The organism is Caulobacter endophyticus, assembly GCF_029543245.1.
GTDB lineage: Bacteria > Pseudomonadota > Alphaproteobacteria > Caulobacterales > Caulobacteraceae > Caulobacter > Caulobacter endophyticus_A.
The window spans coordinates 452,824-468,712 of the sequence record NZ_JARQWV010000001.1 but is presented as its reverse complement, the minus strand read 5'-3'; the positions used below and the strand labels follow the sequence as shown (position 1 = coordinate 468,712).

Here is a 15,889-nt window from a genome sequence, read left to right as displayed (position 1 = left end):
CCCGCGCCTTCGGCCCTTCGGAATAACGATGCGGCGGAGCGGTCGACGAAGCCGAAACGCTAAAACAAATCACGGTCTCCGGGCTCCGCCCGGCCGCTCCGCGCCTCCCCACCAGCTTTCGTGGTTCGCCGCGCAAGATCGCGAGCCCATGCCCAAAGACCCTCCCCCTGAAGGGGGAGGTGGCCCGGAGGGCCGGAGGGGGAAGTGTCTGCTGACATCGAGGGCGCTGCTGGCTCACCAACAACTTCCCCCTCAGTCGGCGGAGTTTATCCTCGGGCCGGCCTTTGGCCGGACCCGGGGGCGACAGCTCCCCCTTCAGGTGGAGCATCTGAGGCTTACCCCGGCGCCCGTTCGCTCCAGAGGTCGAGGTCGTTCTCGTGCCCGATCAGGGCCAGGCCCGAGGCGATCGACTCGAACTCGCCGCCGCTCTCGATCCGCTCGGCGCCGAAGCGGCGCAGGAAGATCTCGCGCACGGCCGGCACGAACGACGAGCCGCCGGTCAGGAACACCCGGTCCACGCCCTGCGCCGTCAGGCCCGAGCGTTCCAGCGCCTGGTCGACGGCCGTCTCGATGGCCTTCAGTTCCGGCGCGATCCAGCTTTCGAACTCGCTGCGCGCCACGTCGCGCTCGATGACCACCGAGCCGGCCCTGAACGAGAACCGCGCCTCTTCCTGGCCCGACAGCGCCTCCTTCAGGCCCGACACCGAGCGGTAGAGGGCGTAGCCGTGGTTGTCGTCCAGCACCTCGATCAGGCGGGCGATCTTCTCGGGCTCGACCGCCGTGCGCTCCAGGGCGCGGATGTCGCGCATGTCCTTGGAGGCGCGCAGCATCGCCAGCTGATCCCAGCGGGCGAAGGCGGTGTAGTAGCGCTGGGGGATCGGCAGGCGGCTGGACATGGCCTTGTACAGGCTGCCCTTGCCCAGCTCCGGCGACACCACGTTGTCGATGATCCGGTAGTCGAAGGCGTCGCCCGCCACGCCGACGCCCGAACGCGCCAGGGGCACGGACCGAAGATGGCCGCCCTGGCGCTCGAACCGCACGATCGAGAAGTCGCTGGTGCCGCCGCCGAAGTCGGCCACCAGCACCGTGGCGTCCTCCTTCAGCTGGCGGGCGAAGAAGAAGGCCGCGCCGACCGGCTCGTGGGCGTAGCGGATATCGGAAAAGCCCAGGCGCTCGAAGGCGGCCTCGTAGCGCTTCAGCGCCAGGTTCTCGTCGGGATTGCCGCCGGCGAAGGTCACCGGCCGGCCGACGATCACCCGCGGCGGCAGGTCGGCCATCTGGCCCTGGGCGTGATCACGCAGCTTGAACAGGAACGCCGCCAGCAGGTCCTCGAACTGGTAGCGCTTGTCGAGGATCTTGGTCTCGGTGAAGGCCGCACTGGCCGCGAACGTCTTGAACGACTGGACGAAGCGCGTTTCCAGCGGGTCCTCGACATAGGCCTCGATGGCCCAGGGGCCGGCCTCGATGACGCGCTCGGTCGGACGGCCGTCTGGGCCGGCCATCGAGTGGAAGCTCAGGGCCGAGCGGAAGGCGAATATGTCCTTCTCGCCCACGGGAAAGCGCACCAGGCGCGCGGGGCCTTGGCCGTCGGCGATGGCGACGACGGTGTTGGTGGTGCCGAAATCGATGCCGATCGTCGGCTGGACGGCGGACGTCATGGGGAAGCTCGGGCCGGGGAGGGGGCCGTGCGTCCTACAGCCATGAGCGCGGGGGTCAAGCGACTTAACGGGGTTTTTACGTCGCAGCCGAAAAACTGCGTTCGACTACCGCGAATCCGGCGCGGACCAGACAAACATCCGGGGGGAAACGAACATGAAGCTCGACGATCTCAAGATCGCGTCGAAGGTCGCCCTGCCGGCCGTGGTGCTGGGCGCGGCCGTGCTGGGCTGCACGGGCCTGGGCGTCTGGCAGCAGAAGAGCCTGGACGCCGCCACCAGCCGCCTCGTCGAGCATCGCGCCCCCGCCGAGGTGCAGTCGGCCCGCTTCAGCCGGCGCCTGGCGATGATGGGTCACGCCGCCCACCGCACCGTCACCTACGACGCCGCCTCGTCGCAGGCCCAGGCCGCCTCCAAGGAGCTCGACAAGGTCTATGCCGAGGGCAAGGACAGCCTCGACAAGATGACCGGGTTCGACCCGGCGATCGCCGAGAAGGCCGACGGCTTTCGCGCCCGCATCGACGCCCTGTACGCCGAGGCGCGCGGCGCGGCCGACAAAGGCTTGTCCAATGATGACACCGGTGCCATGGCGCTTCTGGCCGTCATGGATCCCGCGATCGACGCCCTGGCCAAGGACGTCAAGGCCTGGGGCGACGGCTATCACGAAGAGACCGACGCCATGGTCACGGCCGCTCGCGCCGAGGCGCAGCGCGGCGTGCTGCTGACCCTGCTGTTCGGCGTGGCCGCCGCGATCGGCGGCGTGGCCTTCGCCCTATGGATCGGCGCGGTGAAGATCTCGCGGCCGGTGGCGGGGCTGTCGCGCGCCATGAACGACCTGGCCGAAGGGCGCCTGGAGACCGCCGTGGCCGGCCACGGTCGCCGCGACGAGGTCGGGCTGATGGCCAAGGCCGTGCAGGTCTTCAAGGACAACGCCCTGGCCCTCAAGAGCGCCCAGGCCGAGCAGGCCCGCTCGCGCGCCGCCGGCGACGAGGAGCGTGGCCGCAACGAACAGGCCCGTGAGGCCGCCGCCCGCGAGCAGGCCTTCGTCATGGAGGCCATCGCTCAAGGGCTGTCGCGGCTGTCGCGCGGCGACCTGACGGTGCGGGTCACCGAGGCCTTCCCCGACGGCTATCGCCAGCTGCGCGACGACTTCAACGCCGCCATGGGTCACTTGGACGAGGCCATGGGCCAGATCCTGGCCGCCGTCGACGGCATCGGCCGGGGCTCGGACGAGATCGCCGCCGCCGCCGACCAGACCGCCCGCCGCAGCGAGCAGCAGGCCGCCGGCCTGGAAGAGACCGCCGCCGCCCTCGACGAGATCACCGCCACCGTCCGCCGCGCCTCGCAGGGCGCCGGGGAAGCCGCGAAGGTCGTCGGTTCGGCTCGTGGCGAGGCCGAGCGCTCGGGCCAGGTGGTGCGCGGCGCCGTCGAGGCCATGACCGGCATCGAAAACTCTTCCCGCCAGATCGGCCAGATCATCGGGGTCATCGACGAGATCGCCTTCCAGACCAACCTCCTGGCGCTGAACGCCGGGGTGGAGGCCGCCCGGGCCGGTGACGCGGGGCGCGGTTTCGCCGTCGTCGCCCAGGAAGTCCGCGCGCTAGCCCAGCGCTCGGCCGACGCCGCCAAGGAGATCAAGACGCTGATCTCGACCTCGGCCCGCCAGGTCGACGAGGGCGTCAAGCTGGTCGGCCAGACCGGCGAGGCCCTTGAGGGCATCGTCTTCAAGGTGGGCGAGATCGACGCCCTGGTGCGGGAGCTTGCCGCCTCGGCCGGCGAGCAGGCCGTCAGCCTCAACGAGGTCAATTCGGCGGTGAACCAGATGGACCAGGGCGTGCAGCAGAACGCCGCCATGGTCGAGGAAGCCAACGCCGTCGCCCACGCCCTCAAGAGCGAGATCGTCGGCCTGGTCGAGATGACAGGCCGCTTCCGGGTGTCGGCCGCAAGGGAGGCGCGGGGCTACCGTATGGCGGGGTAGGGCTCAGCGCTCGCGGGCGTGCTTGATGCGTGTGACGACGACGTCTGACAGACCGATGCGATAGCGAATGACGTATCCGGAATCTCCAAAGGGGACGTTGATCTGCCGCAGTTCAGGGTTCTGCGCGGGACGGCCACGTTCGGCATGTTCGCTTAGGGAAAGAAGTGCGCCGCTAAGAGCATTTATGGCCCGGTTGGCGGCGTCGGCGCTCTTCTCCGCCAGAAAATCCTCGAGCCTCAGAAGGTCACGGCGAGCCGGTTTGGTCAGCCGGACAGTGCGCTTCATTTACGCTGGGCCTGCCTGGCTTCGACGTTGGCCCGCAGTTCGGCCATGACTTCCTCGACGGAGTAGGAGACCCCGGTGCTGTCGTATTCCTCTAGCGCGGCTATATCTTCCGACCAGTCGTCGTCGATTGCGCTATCGATGGCGTTGAGGGCGAAGGCCTCCGGTGTCACGCCGGCGGCCTCCGCGGCGACGCGCAGACGTTCGGCGCGTTCGGGATCGAGGTGGATGTCAGCGCCGTCGGCCATGTTTCGAGGATCGCTCTGCGGAACCGGGGCGTCAACGCTCGGTTCGCATTGACTTTTCCGCCGCGCACCCGTCCTTGGCGCGCTCAATTGAAAGGGCCGGGTCTTGGAACAGTTCGACGTCGTGGTGCTGGGAGCCGGCGCGGCCGGCATGATGTGCGCCATCGAGGCCGGCAAGCGCGGTCGCAAGGTGCTGATCGTCGACCACGCCAAGGCGGCCGGCGAGAAGATCCGCATCAGCGGCGGCGGCCGCTGCAACTTCACCAATGTCGGCGCCGCGCCGGCCAACTTCCTGTCGGCCAATCCGAAGTTCTGCGTCTCGGCCCTGCGCCGCTATCGCCCGGCCAACTTCATCGACCTGGTCAAGAAGCACGGCATCGCCTTCCATGAGAAGACGCTGGGTCAACTGTTCTGCGACGGCTCCTCCAAGGAGATCATCGCCATGCTGCTGTCGGAGATGGACCAGGCCGGCGTCGTCCTGCGCCTGGAGACCGCCGTCCAGGGCGTCGACAGGCAGGGCGAGGGCTTCGTCGCCGAGCTGTCCAGCGGCCCGGTCGCGTGCGCCTCGCTGGTGGCGGCCACGGGGGGCAAGTCGATCCCGAAGATGGGCGCGACCGGCGTCGGCTACGAGATCGCCCGCCAGTTCGGCCTTGCCATCATCGAGCCGCGCCCGGCTCTGGTGCCGCTGACCTTCGAGGCCCGCACCCTCGAACGTCTGTCGCCGCTATCGGGCGTGTCGGTCGACGCCGTCGTGGCCAGCGGCAAGACCAAGTTCCGCGAAGGCATGCTGTTCACCCATCGGGGCCTGTCGGGCCCGTCGATCCTGCAGATCTCGTCCTATTGGCGCGAGGGCGGCGAGATCACGGTCGACATGGCGCCGGGCGTCGACGTCTTCGCCACGCTGAAGGCCGAGCGTTCGGCCAATGGTCGCAGGGCGCTGCATACGGTGCTGGGCGAGATCGTGCCCAAGCGACTGGCCCAGAAGATCGTCGAGGACGAGGCGATCACCGGCAACATCGCCGACTGCTCGGACAAGGTGCTGGCCCGCGTGGCGAGCGTCGTCAACGCCTGGACCTTCAAGCCCGTCGGTTCGGAAGGCTATCGCACGGCCGAGGTCACGCTGGGCGGCGTCGACACCGACGGCCTGGATTCGCGCTCTATGGAGACCAAGACCGTGCCCGGCCTCTACTTCATCGGCGAGGTCGTCGACGTCACCGGCTGGCTCGGCGGCTACAATTTCCAGTGGGCCTGGGCGTCCGGCTGGTGCGCGGGGCAGGCCGTCTAGGACCCTCTCTCGCTGGGAGAGGTGTCCGCGAAGCGGACGGAGAGGGGGCGAGGTCGCCCAATAGACGTTGGGCCGCCTCTCGGAGGAGAGGCGGCCCACGCTTTTACTTCTTCTTGAACGGCTTGCCCGGCTTTCCACCGAACTCGCCCTTGGCCTTGAAGGGCTTAGGGCCCTTGAAAGCGGGCTTGTCGCCGAAGGCCGGCTTGGCCTTGTAGGGCTTGGCCGGGGCGTCGCCGAAGGCCTTGGGCGCGCGGGGCTTGTACTCGCGCGGGCCGTCGGCGTTGTCGCGGCTCTTGTACGGACGCGGAGCCTCGTCGCGCGGCTTGAAGTCGCGCTTGGACGGACCGCCCTCGGCGCCGTCGTGGCGCGGCTTGAAGGCGCGCTTCGGACGCTCGTCGGCGCCTTGCGGATCGTACGGACGCGGGGCCTCGTCACGGGGCGGACGCGGCTTGAATTCGCGGCGCGGGCGGTCCTCGCCTTCCTCGCGGGGAGGGCGCGGGCCACGCGGCGGACGAGGGGCGTCGCCGTCGAACTCGCGACGCGGCCCGCGCGGAGCCGGCGCCGTGGTCGGGGTGATCTGGACGTCCTCGCGCACGGTGGTCTGCACCGCCGCGCCGAACTTTACGGCGGCTTCGGCTGAGATCTCGAACTTGCTGTCGTAGTCGAAGATCCGGATCGAGCCGATGTCCTTCTTGGTGATGTGGCCCTGGCGGCAGATCAGCGGGATCAGCCACTTGGGATCGGCGTTGCCGCGACGGCCGACGCTGATGCGGAACCACTCCGAGCCTTCCATGCTGGCGCGCGGCTCGCGTTCCGGACGGTCGCCGTACTCGCGGGGCTCACGCGGCTCGCGCGAACGCGGGCCCGGATCGGCGCCGTGGCGCGGATCGTCGTAGATCTCTTCCGGCGCCGGCAGCTTGGCGCGGCGGGTGCGGATCAGGGCGGCGGCGATCTCGGTCGGGGTGCGCTTGGCCAGCATGGCTTCGGCCAGGGCCAGGTCTTCCTCGTTCGAGGTCTCCGAGAAGATGGGGTCGTCGAGCAGGCGCTCGGTGTCCTTGGCGCGGATCTCGTCGGCGCTCGGGGCGCCGCCCCAGACGCCTTCGACACCGGCGGCGAACAGCAGCTGCTCGGCCTTGCGGCGACGGGTGTAGGGCACGACCAGGGCCGAAACGCCCTTCTTGCCGGCCCGGCCCGTGCGGCCCGAACGGTGCAGCAGGGTGGCCTTGTTGATCGGCAGTTCGGCGTGGATCACCAGACCGAGGTCGGGCAGGTCGAGGCCGCGGGCGGCGACGTCGGTGGCCACGCAGACGCGGGCGTGGCCGTCGCGCAGGGCCTGCAGGGCGTCGGCGCGCTCGCGCTGCGAAAGCTCGCCCGACAGGCCGACGACGTCGAAGCCGCGCTCGCGCAGCTTGGCGTGCAGCGAACGGACGCTCTCGCGGGTGTTGGCGAACACCATCGCGCCGGGGCTCTCGAAGTAGCGCAGCAGGTTGACGACCGCGTGCTCGGTCTCGTTCGGCGCCACGCGCACGGCGCGATACTCGATGTCGCGGTGCGGCTCGTTGCGGTCGATCGTGTCGATCCGGTAGGCGTCGTTCTGGTAGTTCTTGGCCAGGGCGATGATGTCGCGCGCCAGGGTCGCCGAGAACAGCAGGGTGCGGCGCTCGGCCGAGGCGGCGTCGAGAATGAACTCGAGGTCCTCGCGGAAACCCATGTCGAGCATCTCGTCGGCCTCGTCGAGGACGGCGACCTTCAGCTCCGACAGGTCCAGGTGGCCGCGCTCGATGTGGTCGCGCAGGCGGCCCGGAGTGCCGACGACGATGTGGGCGCCGTAGTTCAGGGCGCGCTGTTCGCGGCGGGCGTCCATGCCGCCGACGCAGTTGACGACCACAGCCTTGGCTTCGGCATAGAGCCAGGTCAGTTCGCGGTTTACCTGCATGGCCAGTTCACGGGTCGGGGCGATGACCAGGGCCTGGGGCAGGGCGGCGCGGTCGAAGGTCTCGGCTTCGCCCAGCAGGGTGGTGGCGGCGGCCAGGCCGAAAGCTACGGTCTTGCCCGAGCCGGTCTGGGCGCTGACCAGCAGGTCGCGGCCTTCGGCTTCGGCGTCCAGCACGGCGGCCTGGACGGGGGTGGGCTCGGCGTAACCCTGAGCGGCGAGGGCCCGCTCTAGAGCGGGGTGGGAGGCGGGGAAGGGCATCTTGGTCCAGTTCGATCCTGCAGGCGGCGCGCACACAAAAACGCCCGCGGCCTGCGCCACGACCAAATTACGACCCCGTTGTCCCGGACCCGTCTGATTGGTCACTTGTCATGAAAATAAACCTCTCCGGCCGCCAAAATGAGGCGTTTGAGCCAGCGAGGAAATTTGCAAGGGCGCGTTAAGACGCCAAACCGCCAAGAAAGGCAAGGGGCGGGCGACGATTAGCGCCGACTGCGGCGCTTTGGCCGCAGGGGTGTCAATGAAAACGCCCCGCCCGGATGTCCGGACGGGGCGTCGTTCACGGTCTCGATCGAGGCGGTCAGGCCTTCGGCGGCGCCATCAGGGTCAGCTTGCCGGCCGTGGCCTTGGCGGCCTCGTGCTGGGCCGGCGGCAGCGGGATCAGGCCGCGGCCCTGCAGGTAGCCGCCGCGACCGGTCGCGGCGTCGGAAACGAATTCGCTCAGGAACTCCTTCAGGCCCGGCGTCACGCCGACCTGGCCCTTCTTCACGTAGATGAAGAGCGAGCGCGACACGGGGTAGGTGCCGTTGGCGATCGTCTGGGGGGTGGGCTTCACGCCGTTGACAGCTGCGCCCTTGATGACGTTGGCGTTCTCTTCGAGGAACGAGAAGCCGAACACGCCCAGCGCGCCGGGGGTCTTGGTCAGGGTGCCAACGATGGCGTTGTCGTTCTCGCCGGCGTCGATCCAGGCGCCGTCCTTGCGCATCGGGTCGACCTTGGCCTTGAAGGCCTTCTCGTCGCTGTCGTGCAGCTTCTTGACGGTCGGGAACTTCTTGGCGCCGCCCTCGATGGCCAGTTCGACCCAGGCGTCACGAGTGCCCGAGGTGGGCGGGGGGCCGTAGACCAGGATGCGGTTGGCGGGCAGGCCGGCGCCGACGTCCTTCCAGGTCTTGTAGGGGTTGTTCACGAACTGGCCGCCGCGCAGGGCGTTCTGGGCCAGGCCCAGATAGAGGTGCTCAAGCTTGAAGTTGTAGTCGGGCGACTTCTTGTCCATCGCGATGACGATGCCGTCGAAGCCGATCTTGATCTCGATGATGTCCTTGACGCCCTTGGCCTTGCAGGCCTCGTACTCGGACTTCTTCATCGGACGCGAGGCGTTGGCGATATCGGGGAAACCTTCGCCCATGCCGCCGCAGAACATCTTGATGCCGCCGCCGGTGCCGAGGCTCTCGACCTTGGGCGACTTCTTGCCGGTCTTCTTGGCGAAGTTCTCGGCGACGCGGGTGCTGAACGGGAAGACGGTCGACGAGCCAGCGGCCCAGACGTAGTCACGGGCGGCGTGAGCGCTGGGAGCCAGGGCCAGCAGGCCGATCGCGGCGGCGGCTCCGAGGAAGGCTTTCATGGACGACATCCTGATGGGTCGGCTTGGGGCCATTGGAATCTTGGACGTGCCGGGCGGACCTTTCCGGGGGGAAGGGTCTCCGACCTCGTCGACCGCAGATTAGCGGCGGCGAGGTCGGCTATTTGTCACAGTTCGGCGACAGATTTGCGACAGGCGACGGTTAAACGTCCGACCACGGATCAGGATGCGTCGGCGGGCGGGTGGCGGTCGAGGACTTCCAGCACCCTTTCCTTGGGGCGGGCCAGCACCGCGCCCTTGGGCGTGACGACGATGGGGCGCTCGACCAGGATCGGATGTTCGACCATGGCCGCCAGGATCGCATCTTCCGGCGTGGCCGGATCGGTCAGGCCCAGCTCCTCGGCCGGCGTGCCCTTGACGCGCAGCAGGCCGTGGGCGCCCAGGCCTGTGCGGGCGGCAAGGTCCTTCAGTTGTTCGAGCGTCCAGCCGGCCTTCAGGTACTCGACCACGGTCGGCGCGTAGCCGGCGGCCTCGATGATCGCCAGGGTGTTGCGCGAGGTGCCGCACTTGGGATTGTGGAAGATGGTGACGGGGAAGTCGGTCATGGCGGCCTCGTGGAATGGTGCGAGACTGATTAGCAGGCGACGGGCGGACCGGCCATGTCGCGCGCGTCGCTCCAGAATAGTAGTTGCGATTCACTCTCAACAATGCGACTGGGACGCCCCGCCCGAAGAGGAGCGCCCCATGCGCGACGACCGGGGTCTGGACGACCCGCCGCCTACGCTCGACGAACTGCTGTCGGAGCCCATCGTCCGACTGCTGATGCGCCGTGACGGCGTGGAGGAGGGCGAGGTGCGCAAGCTCATCGCCCGGGTAGCCTCCAGCCGCCGCTACTAGAGTCCTTTCAGGATCAGGTTGGGCAGGACGCTGTTGTCCCACTCGGGCGTCTTGGGCGGATTGTCGCCGACCCGCAGCACGATCAGCCGCTTGGACGGCACGATGTAGACCACCTGGTTGGAGTTGCCGCAGAAGAGATAGAGGTCGGCGGCGGCGTAGGGCTCGCTGTGCAGGATCTTGGGCCAGGGCGTGTCGGGCGCCGCCCAGCCGCGACGCTCCAGATAGGGCGCGCCGATATAGACGCCCAGGCCGTAGTGCGGGTTCTGCTCGGTCGGGGTGCGCATCTCTTCGACATAGCCTTCGGGCAGCAGGCGCTTGCCGGCATGGACGCCGTCGTCGATCAGCAGGATGGCCAGACGAAGCCAGCTTTCGGCCGGCAGCAGGATGCAGCAGCCGGAGTGGGCGAGGCCGCCCGGACGGTCGACCCAGATCTGGCCTCCGGGCGCGTCGATGGGCCTTAGCACCTCTTCGGAGATGAACTCGGCGTAGCGGCGGCCGGTGGCGCGCTCGATGAGCAGGGCCACCAGCTCTGAGGTGGCGTTAGCGTAGTCGTAGCGGCTGCCCGGCGGGTTCACGAGCGGATAGTCGTTGATCAGGATGTCGTCGTGGCGCGGGTGCAGATAGGCCCGGTTCAGCACGTCGGCCGGATCGATGCTGAAGCCCTGCGGCAGGAAGCCGGTGCGCATGTCCAGCGTGTGGCGCACCAGAATGTCGGCCTTGGGCGTGCCCTTCCACTCGGTGATGAAGTCGGCCAGCGACTGGTCGAGCGACTTGATGACGCCAAGATCGAGGGCGCGGCCGACGGCGACGGCGGTCAGCGGCTTGGCCAGCGACTTCGACGCCAGCAGGGACGGGCGGGCCGCGCCGGCGAAATAGGTCTCGCGTTCCAGCACCCCGTCGCGCCAGACCATGAAGGCCTTGGCGTTGCTGGCCTGCGCATAGGCCTCGGCCGAATCGAGGGCCGCGGCGTCGATCGTGGCCGGCGAGGCGGCGGGGATCAGCGCGCGCCCGGCTGCTCCCGGGACGGGTTCCAGAGTGTCGTAGGTTTCCTGGGGCGCATTGGCGGCGGCCTGAAAGCGCTGAAGATACAACGCCTCGTCGGCTGACGTTACGGAAGTTTCGGCGGTCATCAAGCGCTCCACAAGGCTGTGAGCGTGACCCTAGAACTCGGATTTGCCACTTCGTTGACCGCGTGGTCAAATATCCGCCCTGCGAAAGAGCAGGCGACGCACAAAAGACGACTCAAACCGCGGTGGGACTTCGTGGCGCGATCCGGCGACTGGATAGTCGGATCGTAGTTTCGACCAGGCCCCCGCCGCCGGTCTGGAGTTCGCGTAGATCTGGAGGAGGCGTTTCGATGGAAAAAGGTGTGCCGATCAGGGCCATCAGCCGCTGCATCTCGGTGCTGCAGGCGATCAACCGGCGTGGTTCGCTGTCGATGATGGAGATCGCCCAGACCTCGGGCGTTCCCTATCCGACGGCCTGCCGCATCGTGCAGACCCTGCTGCACGAGAAGCTGATCGAGCGGGAGCCGGCGCGGAAGCGCTATCGCCCGACCATGCTTGTGCAGTCGCTGTCGCACGGGTTCCAGGAGAGCGATCGCCTGGTGGCCTGCGCCCGTCCGCATATCGTCGACCTGACGGCCAAGGTGACCTGGCCGGTGTCGATCGCCACGCGGGTCGGCCAGCAGATGATGATCCGTGACTCTACCCACACGATGACGTCGCTGACGCTGAACAACTATTATCCCGGCTACACCCTGCCGATCCTGGAGAGCGCCGCGGGCAAGGCCTATCTGGCCTTCGCAAGTCCCGACGAGCAGGCGGCCGTGCTGGAGGCCTATCGCTCCGGCGAGGGGCAGGTCGATCCGCTGACCCTGCAGTACGCGGAGTCCGGCGGCATGTTCGCCGACATCGTCGAGGCGGGCGTGGCCACCAAGGGCCGCAACCCCTACACGGCGACCCCCGGCAAGACCTCGTCTATCGGCGCGCCGATCTTCAACAGCGAGGGCGTCTGCGGCGCGCTGGTGCTGGTGTTCTTCTCCTCGTCGATGAAGATGCCCGACGCCGTCAAGCAGTACGGCGACAAGCTGAAGATCGCCGCGGCGGCCATCAGCCGCGACCTGTCGGAGCCCCTGTCCCGCGCCGCCTGATGGCGGTGCGGTCAGGACTTTTCCTTGGGCGTTTCCCATTGCGGATAGCGTCCCATCAGGAGGATCAGCGCGCCGCTGGCGACAAAGCCGGCGGCCGCGATCGCGAGGGCGCGGCCGTAGCCGCCGTCATGGTCGTAGAGCGCGCCGAAGCCGATGGCGCCGATCGGCACGCCCAGGGAGATCGCCACGCCGATCAGGGCGTAGACGGCGCCGTAGGAGCGCATGCCGAAGTAGCGGGCGACGAAGTAGGCGGCGACGTCGACCTCGCCGCCCTGGGCCGCGCCGATCAGCAGCACCGCCAGCACCGCCAGCGGCCACTGGCCGTGTCCGATCGCCAGCAGGCCCACGCCCAGCGCGGGCAGCACGAGAGCGATAGCGGCCGGGATCGGGGCCCAGAAGCGGTCCACCGCCCAGCCGACGACGATCCGTCCCAGGGCGACCGAGACGGCCAGCAGGGCCACCAGCCAGCCGGCGGCCCGGGCGTCCAGCCCCTGGTCGGTGAGGATCGGCTGAAGCTGGCTGATCACGCCCGTCAGGCCCGCCGTCGCCAGCAGGATGGCCAGGGCCAGGACCCAGAAGCGGCCGGTCTTCAGCGCCTGGCCGGCGGTCAGCCCGACCTGGGAGACACGCTTGGCCGCGGCCAGTTCGGTGTCGGCGGCGCCGTGCTTGGCCAGCCAGCGCGGGCGCTCCCAGAGGGCCAGGAAGACGGTGGGCAGGGCGACGAAGACCGACAGGGCCGCCAGCGCCACGTAGCCGCCGCGCCAGCCGTGATGGGTGATGACGAAGTTCAGCAGCGGGGCGCTCAGCGCCGCGACCAGCGACACGCCGGTCAGTGTCAGGCCCAGAGACAGGCCGCGCCCCTTCTCGAACCAGGTGTTGACCGCTCGGGTGTAGCCGATCGGGCCCGTGCCGCTGCCCAGGATGACCAGCAGCGCGAAGAGGCCGTAGAAGGCGCCCAGCGACGGCGGCATGGCCGCCAGCATGGCGTAGACCGCCGCCAGCAGGCCGATGGAGACCATCGCCACGGGCCGCACCCCGACCTTGTCGATCAGCCAGCCCAGCACCGGCGCGACGAAAAGGGCCGCCAGGGCCGCGCCCTGGGCCTGGGCGATCTGGCCGCGCGTCCAGCCGAGATCGGCCTGCAGGGCCTTCACGAACAGCGAGCCGACATACTGCTGCAGGCTGATGCCGCAGCCGACCCCTACGCCCGCCGCCAACACCACGCGCCAGCCCCTGCGGAATTCGTCCCGAACCTCGCTCACGCGTCACATCCCCCGGGCCAGCCGGCCCCAATGTCCCCAGTCGAGCATCGAACGCCCCACGCGCGGCGCGCCATCGTTTCGCGCGGGCTGATCGACAGGCGGGGAGGGCGCGCGGGAAGGCGGCGTCCGATGCGCCCCGGCTTCACAACAGATCACAGTTTCTTCCCACGGAGTTTCCCATGGCGGACGCCAGCGACGCAGCGATCTTCGGCCCCTCGAAGGCGGCCCTGGCCTTTCTGGCCGAAGCCCATGGCCAGTTGATCGGCGAGGCCTTCGTCGAGGGACGGGGCGAGACCCTGATCGAGGTCGAGGACCCGGCCACCGAGCAGGTGATCGCCAAGGTGCGGGCCAGTTCGGCCGAGGATCTCGACCAGGCCGTCGCGGCCGCCCGCAAGGCCTTCAAGGGCTGGAGCCGCACCTCCGGCGCCGACCGCGCCCGGATCATGCTGCGCTTCGCCGACCTGCTGGAGCGCGACGCCGACAAGCTGGCCGAGATCGAGACGCTGGAGAACGGCATGCCGATCGCGCTGTCGGGCGCGACCATCAAGGGCTTCTGCGCCGACTATGTGCGCTATTACGCGGGCCTCGCCACCAAGCTGGAGGGCTCGACCATCCCGGCGCGGGCCAATGGCCGCGAGGCCCTGGATCTGCTGGTCTATACGGTGCGCGAGCCGGTGGGCGTGGTCGGGGCGATCGTGCCGTGGAACGTGCCGGTGTCGATGATCATCCTGAAGCTGGCGCCGGCCTTGGCGTCGGGCTGCACCCTGGTGCTGAAGAGCGCCGAGGTCACGCCCCTGACCTCGATCCTGGTGGCGCGGCTGTGGCTGGAGGCCGGCGGCCCGCCCGGGGTGTTCAACCTGATCCACGGCCTGGGCCACGAGGTCGGCGCGGCGCTGGTTTCCCATCCCGGCGTCGACAAGATCACCTTCACCGGCTCGACCGCCGTGGGCAAGGAGATCGTCCGCGCCGTCAGCCATGACCTCAAGCGCGTGACCCTGGAGCTGGGCGGCAAGTCGCCGTTCGTGATCTTCCCCGACGCGGACCTGGCCGACGCCATCCCGTCGGCGGCCATGGCCTGCTTCTTCCTGTCGGGGCAGAACTGCATGGCCGGTACGCGCCTCTTCGTGCACGAGAAGGTGCTGGAGCCGGTGCTGGAAGGCCTGGCCCAGACGGCGGCCTATCTGAAGGTCGGGCCGGGTCTTGATCCGACCACGATGATCGGCCCGCTGGTCTCGGCCCGGCAGAAGGGCAGGGTGCTCGAGCATGTCGAGGCCGCCGCCGCCGAGGGCGCGCGCCTGGCCTATGCCGGCGGCGTGCCGGCCGGCCCTGGCCACTATGTGGCGCCGACCATCTATGCCGACGTCACCCCCGACATGCGCCTGGCGCGGGAAGAGGTGTTCGGGCCGGTGCTGGGCGTGCAGAGCTTCGGCGACGACGACGAGGCGCTGCTGTCGGCGATCAACGCCACGACCTACGGCCTGTCGGGCTCGGTCTGGACCAGGGACCTGTCGCGCGCCCACCGCATGGCCCGGGCGATCGACAGCGGCCAGGTGGGCGTCAACATCCATGCCGCCCTGAGCCCCGAGACCCCGTTCGGCGGCAACCGCCAGTCGGGCTGGGGCCGTGAGTTCGGTCGCGAGGGGATCGACTCGTACCTGAAGACCAAGGCGGTGAGCGTGAACCTGGGGGTTATCCCGGCCTGACGGCCGGCCCTCTTCGGCCCTTCGTCCAAGATGCTCCCCCTGAAGGGGGAGCTGTCGCGGAGCGACTGAGGGGGAAGGGATTGCTGCCGTTCGGGACGCGTCGACCTCTCCAGGAACTTCCCCCTCCGACCCTTCGGGCCACCTCCCCCTTCAGGGGGAGGATCTTGAGGCATGGGCTCGCGATCTTGCGTGGCGAACCACGAAAGCTGATGGGGAGGCGCGGAGCGGCCGGGCGGAGCCCGGGGACCGTGATTTGTTTTAGCGTTTCGGCTTCGTCGACCGCTCCGCCGCGTCGTTATTCCGAAGGGCCGAAGGCGCGGGTGCTGTTTCAACCCTGGATCCGGCTGTCCCTCGGACGGGCAGGACCAATAGCTCCGCGGTAATCCGGCGCGAGCCTCGGCTGATCCTGTTAGGCCGGTTTGAACGATCCCGGCCCTGTCGACCCGCTCGCCGCGTCATGGAACGGCTTGGCGGCCCATTTGCGCCTTCTGAGCGCTCCTGCAAACCCGCCCTTCCCACGACGCTTCAAGCGGCCCCGCTCGATGCGGTCCTCGCCACGCTTGGGCCGGTACCAAGAGCCCTCCCCATGGCGGGGACGGGTTTGATTATGCGGCGGGTTTCGGCGCGTCTGATTGAATTGGATGAGAAAGTTGCAAGGGGTTGAGTTCGTTCGGTTCTTTGTCGAACTCACCGTGGATGGAGCTGCCTCTATCCCCGTCCGGGCCGCAAAACGCCCCCCTTCCCCCTTGATGGGGGAAGGGCCGGGGTTGGGGGTGGCTGCGGCGGTTGGGCTTGAAGGGACGTGCGGGCTGAACGCGTGGCGTCACCCCCATCCCAACCCTTCCCCCATCAAGGGGGAAGGGCTTTGAGAGCGGAAAGACGCCAGCGCACCGCAAGCTGGAAACCTCCCCCTCCGTC

13 protein-coding genes are annotated in these 15,889 nt (G+C 68.9%); 5 read left to right on the top strand and 8 right to left on the bottom strand.

Annotation, left to right across the window (positions count from 1 at the left end; all coding sequences use genetic code 11):
• Positions 1 to 335: 335 nt before the first annotated feature.
• Positions 336 to 1,658 (bottom strand): Hsp70 family protein, encoded by a 1,323-nt coding sequence (locus tag P7A99_RS02050; protein WP_277792278.1) that lies wholly within the window; start codon positions 1,656 to 1,658, stop codon positions 336 to 338.
• A gap of 154 nt (positions 1,659 to 1,812) precedes the next feature.
• Here P7A99_RS02050 and P7A99_RS02045 point away from each other — a divergent pair, with 154 nt between their 5' ends.
• Positions 1,813 to 3,633: a methyl-accepting chemotaxis protein gene (locus tag P7A99_RS02045; protein ID WP_277792277.1), complete on the top strand. Its 1,821-nt coding sequence runs from the start codon at positions 1,813 to 1,815 to the stop codon at positions 3,631 to 3,633.
• Between the two features lie 3 nt (positions 3,634 to 3,636).
• Here the strand turns inward: P7A99_RS02045 and P7A99_RS02040 are convergent, their stop codons facing one another.
• Together P7A99_RS02040 and P7A99_RS02035 are read right to left on the bottom strand one after the other, a co-directional pair.
• Entirely contained in the window at positions 3,637 to 3,918 is a 282-nt protein-coding gene (locus P7A99_RS02040; protein WP_277792276.1) for a type II toxin-antitoxin system RelE/ParE family toxin, read from the bottom strand.
• Entirely contained in the window at positions 3,915 to 4,163 is a 249-nt protein-coding gene (locus tag P7A99_RS02035) for a hypothetical protein (protein ID WP_277792275.1), read from the bottom strand. The genes P7A99_RS02040 and P7A99_RS02035 overlap by 4 nt, the downstream gene beginning before the upstream one ends.
• A gap of 103 nt (positions 4,164 to 4,266) precedes the next feature.
• Between P7A99_RS02035 and P7A99_RS02030 the strand changes: the two genes are divergently transcribed.
• Complete coding sequence (locus P7A99_RS02030) at positions 4,267 to 5,445, top strand: NAD(P)/FAD-dependent oxidoreductase (protein WP_277792274.1); 1,179 nt, start codon at positions 4,267 to 4,269, stop codon at positions 5,443 to 5,445.
• A gap of 103 nt (positions 5,446 to 5,548) precedes the next feature.
• Here the strand turns inward: P7A99_RS02030 and P7A99_RS02025 are convergent, their stop codons facing one another.
• The 3 genes from P7A99_RS02025 to arsC form a co-directional block, all read right to left on the bottom strand.
• The gene (locus P7A99_RS02025) at positions 5,549 to 7,639 is read right to left on the bottom strand and encodes a DEAD/DEAH box helicase (protein WP_277792273.1); all 2,091 of its coding nucleotides are present in this window, start codon (positions 7,637 to 7,639) and stop codon (positions 5,549 to 5,551) included.
• Positions 7,640 to 7,958: 319 nt separating this feature from the next.
• Positions 7,959 to 8,999 carry a substrate-binding domain-containing protein gene (locus P7A99_RS02020; protein ID WP_277792272.1) on the bottom strand — a complete coding sequence of 347 codons (1,041 nt, stop codon included), beginning with the start codon at positions 8,997 to 8,999 and terminating at the stop codon, positions 7,959 to 7,961.
• A 179-nt stretch (positions 9,000 to 9,178) separates the two neighbouring features.
• Positions 9,179 to 9,562, bottom strand: a complete 384-nt coding sequence (arsC, locus tag P7A99_RS02015) for an arsenate reductase (glutaredoxin) (RefSeq protein WP_277792271.1) — start codon at positions 9,560 to 9,562, stop codon at positions 9,179 to 9,181.
• 139 nt (positions 9,563 to 9,701) lie between these two features.
• Between arsC and P7A99_RS02010 the strand changes: the two genes are divergently transcribed.
• Positions 9,702 to 9,854 (top strand): hypothetical protein, encoded by a 153-nt coding sequence (locus P7A99_RS02010; RefSeq protein ID WP_277792270.1) that lies wholly within the window; start codon positions 9,702 to 9,704, stop codon positions 9,852 to 9,854.
• Here P7A99_RS02010 and P7A99_RS02005 read toward each other — a convergent pair.
• Entirely contained in the window at positions 9,851 to 10,984 is a 1,134-nt protein-coding gene (locus P7A99_RS02005; RefSeq protein ID WP_277792269.1) for a serine hydrolase domain-containing protein, read from the bottom strand. The two genes, P7A99_RS02010 and P7A99_RS02005, sit on opposite strands and share 4 nt — an antisense overlap.
• A gap of 227 nt (positions 10,985 to 11,211) precedes the next feature.
• Here P7A99_RS02005 and P7A99_RS02000 point away from each other — a divergent pair, with 227 nt between their 5' ends.
• The gene (locus tag P7A99_RS02000) at positions 11,212 to 12,006 is read left to right on the top strand and encodes an IclR family transcriptional regulator domain-containing protein (RefSeq protein WP_277792268.1); all 795 of its coding nucleotides are present in this window, start codon (positions 11,212 to 11,214) and stop codon (positions 12,004 to 12,006) included.
• Positions 12,007 to 12,017: 11 nt separating this feature from the next.
• Here the strand turns inward: P7A99_RS02000 and P7A99_RS01995 are convergent, their stop codons facing one another.
• Positions 12,018 to 13,268 (bottom strand): MFS transporter, encoded by a 1,251-nt coding sequence (locus P7A99_RS01995; RefSeq protein WP_277792267.1) that lies wholly within the window; start codon positions 13,266 to 13,268, stop codon positions 12,018 to 12,020.
• 179 nt (positions 13,269 to 13,447) lie between these two features.
• Between P7A99_RS01995 and P7A99_RS01990 the strand changes: the two genes are divergently transcribed.
• The gene (locus P7A99_RS01990) at positions 13,448 to 14,971 is read left to right on the top strand and encodes an aldehyde dehydrogenase family protein (protein WP_277792266.1); all 1,524 of its coding nucleotides are present in this window, start codon (positions 13,448 to 13,450) and stop codon (positions 14,969 to 14,971) included.
• Positions 14,972 to 15,889: the final 918 nt, after the last annotated feature.